Source organism: Kiloniellales bacterium (genome assembly GCA_030064845.1).
GTDB lineage: Bacteria > Pseudomonadota > Alphaproteobacteria > Kiloniellales > JAKSDN01 > JASJEC01.
The window spans coordinates 1-7,546 of record JASJEC010000114.1; the positions used below are offsets into that span (position 1 = coordinate 1).

Here is a 7,546-nt window from a genome sequence, read left to right on the forward strand (position 1 = left end):
GATCCGCGCGTCAGGATCGTGGAACTGCCGGCGCAGACCGTCGCGACTCTGCGCTTCACCGGTTTACGGGGCGAGGAACGGGTGGCCGCCAAGAAAGAAGCGCTGCTAATGCGGCTCGGCAGCTCCGTCTGGGAAGCGTCGGGCGAGCCTGTCGCCTTCTTCTACGACCCGCCCTGGACCTTGCCTTTTCTCCGGCGCAACGAAGTCGCTGTAACCGTGGTCGGCCGGGCGTCCTAACCTTCGGGTAAGCTTTCGGCGCTCTGTTCCGAGCTTTCGCCCGCATCATCCGCCGTTCTCTGCTCCGCCTTGGCCTGCTTCGCGCGTTGACGTTCCGCCTTCTTTTCCGCCTTGGCCTTTTGTCGTTCACGCCGTTCGAAGGCGTAATTGGGTTTCCGAGCCATAAGGCTCCAATCCGTGCCTGGAGTTGATCCGAACGAAGAAGGCCCGCATCGCTGCGGGCCTGGAATTCGTGAGCTTTGCGTCAGTCGGCTAGTGAGAGGTTCTCGGCCGACGACTTGCCGTTTCTTCCCGGCTGCAATTCGTAAGTGACCCTCTGCCCTTCGGCGAGCGAGGAAAGTCCCGCGCGCTCTACGGCGGAGATGTGAACAAAGGCATCGGATCCGCCCCCGTCGGGGGTGATGAAGCCGTAGCCTTTAACCGGGTTGAACCATTTCACGGTTCCAGTCGCCATCGATAGTTCCTTTGATTCCATTACGTCACCCGTGCACCGCCCGGGTGGGTCTCAGCTCACCGATCTTGCGTGGGATGCTTCATGCCTTGGTCGGCGTGACAATGCCCGTGAACGCCGAACCGGCGAGTAACTGATATCCGAAAAGTGGTGGGGCTCGGCAAAAAAAGCAAGAGACTTATTTGTGCCCTCGATCGGCCCTAGATGCGGAAATTGCTTTGTTTTCTTGCCGTAGGGCAGGATTCACGGCTCTACTCCCGGGCTGATTTTCAAGCCCGCCTTTGCCGCGTGGCCGGTTAAGCGCGGATTCACCTTACCCGCGACCGTCCTGCAGGCCGCGGGCGCCCCTGACGGCAAAAATCGGGGCGGTCCGCCGAACCGCCCCGAAGTCTTACAGGGAGAACTCCAGACAGAGAGTAAAGGTCGAGGCCGCCGTGGCGAGCCTCAGGAACAGCCGCTGGTGGCGCCGCAGGTCGTGCACTTGAGGCAGGTCCCGTTGCGCACCAGGGTAAAGTTGCCGCATTCACCGCAGGAGTCGCCCTCGTAGCCCTTCATGCGCGCCTCGCGCATCAAGGTGAGCTCGCGGTCGACGGTCTCGGTGACGACGGCCTCGACGGCCAGGGCTTCGGCGGTGCCGCTGTGGCCGGCGAGTCCTTGGGCGGCGCCGTTGGCGGCGGCCCCGTTGCTAGCGGATTGGGCCGTCCCGGCGCCTCCGTTCAAGACCAGGAATTGGTTGCGGACGTAACCCGTCGAGGCGACGCGGAGAAACTCCTCGTAGACCGGATCGGCCGCCGGCGCGGGGGAATCTTCCGCCTTGGCGCCGCGCCCGATGGTGTCGGGCAGGAGATCCTCGGGCTCGGCGTGGGCCAGGTCGTTGCGCCCCAGATAGGAGATCGCCAGCTCGCGGAAGATGTAGTCGAGCACCGAGGTCGCCATCTTGATCGTGTCGTTCCCCTCGACGATGCCCGAGGGCTCGAAGCGGGTGAAGGTGAAGGCCTCGACGAACTCCTCCAGGGGCACGCCGTACTGCAGGCCGATCGAGATGGCGATGGCGAAGTTGTTCATCAGGCTGCGGAAAGCGGCGCCCTCCTTGTGCATGTCGATGAAGATCTCGCCGACCCGGCCGTCCTCGTACTCGCCGGTCCTGAGATAGACCTTGTGATTGCCGATGATCGCCTTCTGGGTGTAGCCCTTGCGCCGCTGCGGCAGGCGGCGGCGCTCACGCTCGACGATCCGCTCGATCACCCGCTCGGCGACGATCTCGGCGCGTTGGGCGGCCGGCGCCTCCAGGATGCTCTCAGCCAAGTCCTCGGCCGTCTCGTCGTCGAGATCGTCCAGGCCCAGCGTCGAGGCCGCCAGCGGCTGGGACAGCTTCGAGCCGTCGCGGTAGAGCGCGTTGGCCTTCAGCCCCAGGCGCCAGGACAGCATGTAGGCGTCCTTGCAGTCCTGGATAGTCGCCTGGTTGGGCATGTTGATGGTCTTGGAGATGGCGCCCGAGATGAAGGGCTGGGCGGCGGCCATCATGCGGATGTGGCTCTCTACCGAGAGGTAGCGCTTGCCCTTGCGCCCGCAGGGGTTGGCGCAGTCGAACACCGGCAGGTGCTCCTCCTTCAGCCCAGGCGCGCCTTCCAGGGTCATCGCGCCGCAGCAGTAGGCGTTGGCAGCCTCGATCTCGTCGCGGCTGAAGCCCAGGGCCCGCAGCATGTCGAAGCCGACGTCGTCGAGCTCTTCCGTGGAGAAGCCGAGCGCCTTGGTGCAGAACTCCTCGCCCAGGGTCCACTTGTTGAACGCGAACTTGATGTCGAAGGCACCGGCCAGGTCGCCCTCGAGGGTCTGCAACGCGGCGGCGGTGAATCCCTTGTCCTTGAGCGCTTCGTGGTCGATCGCCGGGGCGCCTTTGAGCGAGCCGTGGCCGACCGCGTAGCGGACGATGCGCTCGATCTCCTTGTCGTCGTAGCCCAGGGTGCGCAGGGCCTCCGGCACGGTCCGGTTGATGATCTTGAAGTAGCCCCCACCCGCCAGCTTCTTGAACTTGACGGTGGCGAAATCGGGCTCGATGCCGGTGGTGTCGCAGTCCATCACCAGCCCGATCGTGCCGGTCGGCGCGATCACCGTGGCCTGGGCGTTGCGGTAGCCGTGCTCGGTGCCGAGTTCAAGCGCCTGGTCCCAGGCGCGGCGCGCCGCCTCGATCAGTGCCTGGTCGGGACAGCGCCGGGCGTCTAGCGCCACCGGCGCGATCGAGAGGGCTTCGTAGCCTTCGCTCTCGCCCTGGGCGGCGCGCCGGTGATTGCGCACCACGCGCAGCATGGCCCCGGCGTTTTCCGCGTAACCGGGGAAGGCGCCCAGCTCCTTGGCCATCTCGGCTGAGGTTGCGTAGGCGACGCCGGTCAGGATCGCCGAGAGCGCGCCGCAGACCGCGCGGCCGGCAGCCGAGTCGTAGGGGATGCCCTGGGCCATGAGAAGCCCGCCGATGTTGGCATAGCCGAGCCCGAGGGTGCGGTACTCGTAGGACAGCTTGGCAATCTGCTTCGAGGGGAACTGGGCCATCAGTACGGCGATTTCGAGCGCGATGGTCCAGAGACGCGTCGCGTGCTCGTAGTCAGCGACCGCGAAGTTGCCGTCCTCGCCGCGGAACGCCATCAGGTTGAGCGAGGCCAGGTTGCACGCCGTGTCGTCGAGGAACATGTACTCGGAGCAGGGATTCGACGCGTTGATCCGGCCGCCATTGGGGCAGGTGTGCCATTCGTTGATGGTCGTGTCGTACTGCACACCCGGGTCGGCCGAGGCCCAGGCGGCGCCGCTCACCTTGTCCCAGAGCTCGCGGGCCTGAAGCGTCTTGGCGACGGCGCCGTCGGTGCGCCGGAACAGCGGCCAATCGCCGTCGGTCAGCACGGCCTCGATGAAGCTATTGGGCACGCGCACGGAGTTGTTGGAGTTCTGGCCCGAGACCGTGCGGTAGGCGTCGGAATCCCAGTCGGTGTCGTAGACCTCGAACTCGAGCCCGGTGACGCCTTGGGCGGCGAGCTGCAGAACCCGCTGGATGTAGTTCTCCGGCACCAGGGCGCGGCGCGCCGCGCGCACCGCGCGCTTCAGCAGCGGGTTGCTCCTGGGGTCGCAGTCGGGACCGTCGGGGGCGTCGGTGGCGGCCTCGATGACGGCCGAGAGGTGCCTCTTGCAGAGCTTGGAGCCGGCGACCAGGGCTGCCACCTTGCGCTCCTCGACCACCTTCCAGTCGACGTACTCCTCGATGTCCGGATGATCCAGGTCCACGGTCACCATCTTGGCCGCTCGCCGGGTCGTGCCGCCGGACTTGATCGCCCCGGCGGCCCGGTCGCCGATCTTGAGGAAGCTCATTAGGCCGGACGACTTGCCGCCGCCCGAGAGCGGCTCGTTCTCGCCGCGCAGGGCCGAGAAGTTGCTGCCGGTGCCCGAGCCGTACTTGAACAGCCGGGCCTCGCGCACCCAGAGGTCCATGATGCCGTTGCCGCCGACCAGGTCGTCGGCGACCGACTGAATGAAGCAGGCGTGGGGCTGGGGATGCTCGTAGGCCGAGCCGGAGCGGGTCAGGCGGCCGGTCTGGTAGTCCACGTAGTAGTGGCCCTGGCCCGGTCCGTCGATGCCGTAGGCCCAGTGAAGCCCGGTATTGAACCACTGGGGCGAGTTGGGCGCCGCCATCTGGCCGGCCAGCATGTAGCGCATCTCGTCATAGTAGGCCTGGGCGTCGGCTTCGCTGTCGAAGTAGCCGCCCTTCCAGCCCCAATAGGTCCAGGTGCCGGCCAGCCGGTCGAAGACCTGCTTTGCGCTGGTCTCGCCGCCGTCGCGGCGGCTGTCCGGCAGGGCCTCGATCGCCGCCTCGTCGGGGACCGAGCGCCAGAGCCACGCGGGCACGCCCTCTTCCTCGACGCGCCTCAGCTTGGCCGGCACGCCCCGCTTGCGGAAATACTTCTGCGCCAGGATGTCGCAGGCCACCTGACTCCAGGTGCTCGGCACCTCGATGTCCTTGGCCTGGAAGACCACCGACCCGTCGGGATTGCGGATCTCGCTCGACGTCTTGCGGAACTCGATGGCGCGGTACACCGCATCGCCGCGGTAGGCGCCCTTCGCGGGCTTGGTAAAACGTCGCGCAACGCGCATTCGGAAGCTCTCCCTCGTTAAAGTTCCCGCCCTGCGGTCGGCGCGACGCATCGGACGCCGCGGGAGACCGCGTCTTGAGACTCCTGATCCCTAGAGATCCTCGCGGACCCTCCGGAGATGTGGTTTGCCTTTCGCTGCCCCCGGCCTTCAAAACAGGCAGGTTTTGTGTCGATGAGCAAGGTAACCACAAGATCTAGTTTAGATCAAGGCACGGTTAACAAAGCGTTAACCGCCGGATAAGTCCCGCGTCGGAAGGGTCTTGGCCGCCCGAATTCACGCAGCGAGCGAGCCGAGGGAATAGTCTTACCGGACCAGGAGTGGTCTCAGGCGGGTCCGCTCCACTTGGTCACGGGCTTTTCTTCGGCCTCTCCGTCGACCGAGATCGAGTCGACGCGCTCGTTAAAGAAGCAGAGGAAGTTCTTGATCTTGGCGACTTCCGGCAGCGGGTCCGGGTAGGTCCAGACCAGGTCCGCGTGGACCTCGCCGTCGATGCGCAGGTTGTAGTAGCCGGCCGTGCCTTTGTAGGGGCAAGCGCTCCGCGTTTCCGAGGGCTGCAGAAGCTCGGCGCGCACGTCCTCGCGCGGCAGGTAGTACCGGGTCGGCAGGCCGGTCTCGAACAGGAAGCGCGCCTGGGTGGAGCGCGCGACCTCCAGGCCGCCGACCGTGACAGCGACCGGCCGGGAGCTCTCGAGCACGTCGACCCGCACGAAGGGGTCGCGCGCATGCGCGAAGACCTCCTCGTCTTCCTCGAGCCACGTGTCCAGCCGATTCCAGTAGAAGGCGAGATAGTCCTTAATCCCGGCGACCTCGGCGAAGGGCTCCAGGTAACTCCAGGCGGCATTCCCGGCGCGCCGCCCGCCGGCCCGCACGTGCCAATAGGACGCGTCGCCCTTGTGCGGGCAGTGGGTCGTGTGGTCGCTCGCTTCCAGTGTCTCGGTCGCCACGTCAGCGCGCGGGAAATAGTAGACCGGCGTGTGGCCGGTCTCGCGCAGCAGCCGGGTCTGGGTCGAATCGGCGATGGTCTCGCCAGCCAGGAGAACCCGAACGCGCTTGGCGCAGGGCAGGAACTCGATCCTGTGCGGCGTCGCCGCGGCGCTGCCGCTGCTCGGTCCCGTCATGTCGTTTCACCTCCCCAACCTCGGATCCCGCAGCCCGAATTTTAGCAGAATAAACTCGAATTATATCAATATGATAGTGTGATTTTTCAAAGTTTTACCGCAGTTTCTGGCGTCCCCGCTGGTAAACTTCAATTAACGATTGTTAGCCGGATCTTAGCAAGACCCGATCACTCTCCCACGGGTAGGAATGACGGGGATTGGCTGACAAATGCGGGTTGTGGCCAGCCTTCTATTGGTTGCCCTCTGGGTCGCGATAGCCTTTGCCGCTCTGCTGATTTCGACCGATCCCGACACGGGGCCGGTCGCGGAGCGTGGCGCAGAGGATGCCGTCCGGGAGTCGGCGGAGGCCTCCGCGGTCGCCGACCAGGCTGAAGGGGACGGGGAAGAGGAGGCCGAGGAGGTCTTCACCCAGGCGGAGCTGGAGAGTCCGGAGTTCGAGGCGGACCAGGAAGCGGCCGCCGAGCCGGCCCGGAAATCCGTCCTGAGCGAGATCGCCACCGCCCTGCGGTCTCCGGCCGAATCGGACGAAGACCAGGGATCCGTGGAAGCGGTTCTCCAGGGCGATGCTCCTGCGCTCACCCTGGACACCCTGCTGAGCGACAATGACAGCGCCCGCTACAAGCAGATCTTCCGCCACCAGTCGGCCGGACGCTGGCGCGCCGCCGACAAGCTGATAAAGCAGTTGGAGAACAAGGTCCTGCTCGGCCACGTGCGGGCCCAGCGCTACCTTCATCCGTCGTACCGGTCCAGCTACCGCGAGCTCACGTCCTGGCTCGCCAGGTACGGCGACCACCCTGGCGCGGACAAGCTCTACAGGCTCGCGCTCAAGAAGCGGCAGCCCGGCGGGCTGGTGCCGCGCCAGCCCCAGGCCAAGAAGAAGTCGCTGGTCAAGCTGGGTCCGATCACAAGGCCGCCCTACGTGTCCACGAAGCGCCTGACCCGCGAGCAGCGGCGCCGCGTGCGCAACCTCCGGGCCCGGATGTATCGGCAGGTCAGCCGCCTGCAGCTCAGTGCGACGGAGCGCCTGCTCGCGACAAAGGAGGTCCAGCGGCTTTTCGATGACGTCCAGATCGCCGAGGCGACCGCCTGGGTGGCCGCGGGGTGGTACTACTACGGCAGGCACGCGCGGGCCTTCGATCTGGCCCAGAAGGCGACCGGCGAAGGCGAGGCGGTGCCGCTGTCTCATTGGATCTCGGGTCTGGCTGCCTGGCGACTGGACGACCTGCCGACCGCGGCCCTGCACTTCGAGGCCCTCGCCCTGTCGCCGAAGAACTCGGGCTGGAACGACGCCGCCGGGCCGTTCTGGGCGGCGCGGGCGCACGAGAAGCTGGGCCATCAGGACAAGGTGGAGGGGTGGTTGCGCCGCGCCGCCGCTCATCCGCGAACGCTCTACGGCCTCATGGCCCGGCACCGGCTCGGCTTGCCGCACGTTTTCGATTTCTCCCCGCTACGCCTGGACGCCCGGCGAACCACCGCGCTCAGCGCCCTGCCCGGCGGGGCGCGGGCTCTCGCCTTCCTCAAGCTCGGCGATCACCGGCGCGTCGAGAAAGAGCTGAACGTCCTCGAAGGCTGGCGCGAGCCGGCCGTGGCGGAGGCCATCATGGCG

General features: G+C 66.4%; 5 protein-coding genes. 2 read left to right on the forward strand and 3 right to left on the reverse strand.

What is annotated here, in order from left to right; all coding sequences use genetic code 11:
* On the forward strand, window positions 1-237 hold a 237-nt coding region (locus tag QNJ67_23380; GenBank protein ID MDJ0611934.1), incomplete at its 5' end, for a heme-binding protein.
* Between the two features lie 244 nt (window positions 238-481).
* Here the strand turns inward: QNJ67_23380 and QNJ67_23385 are convergent.
* The 3 genes from QNJ67_23385 to QNJ67_23395 form a co-directional block, all read right to left on the reverse strand.
* The gene (locus QNJ67_23385; protein MDJ0611935.1) at window positions 482-691 is read right to left on the reverse strand and encodes a cold-shock protein; all 210 of its coding nucleotides are present in this window, start codon (window positions 689-691) and stop codon (window positions 482-484) included.
* 441 nt (window positions 692-1,132) lie between these two features.
* Window positions 1,133-4,822 (reverse strand): vitamin B12-dependent ribonucleotide reductase, encoded by a 3,690-nt coding sequence (locus QNJ67_23390; protein MDJ0611936.1) that lies wholly within the window; start codon window positions 4,820-4,822, stop codon window positions 1,133-1,135.
* 323 nt (window positions 4,823-5,145) lie between these two features.
* The gene (locus tag QNJ67_23395) at window positions 5,146-5,940 is read right to left on the reverse strand and encodes a DUF427 domain-containing protein (GenBank protein MDJ0611937.1); all 795 of its coding nucleotides are present in this window, start codon (window positions 5,938-5,940) and stop codon (window positions 5,146-5,148) included.
* A 208-nt stretch (window positions 5,941-6,148) separates the two neighbouring features.
* On the opposite strand from QNJ67_23395, the gene QNJ67_23400 reads away from it, so the two are divergent.
* Window positions 6,149-7,546 (forward strand): hypothetical protein (locus QNJ67_23400; GenBank protein MDJ0611938.1); only part of this gene is annotated, 1,398 nt, incomplete at its 3' end.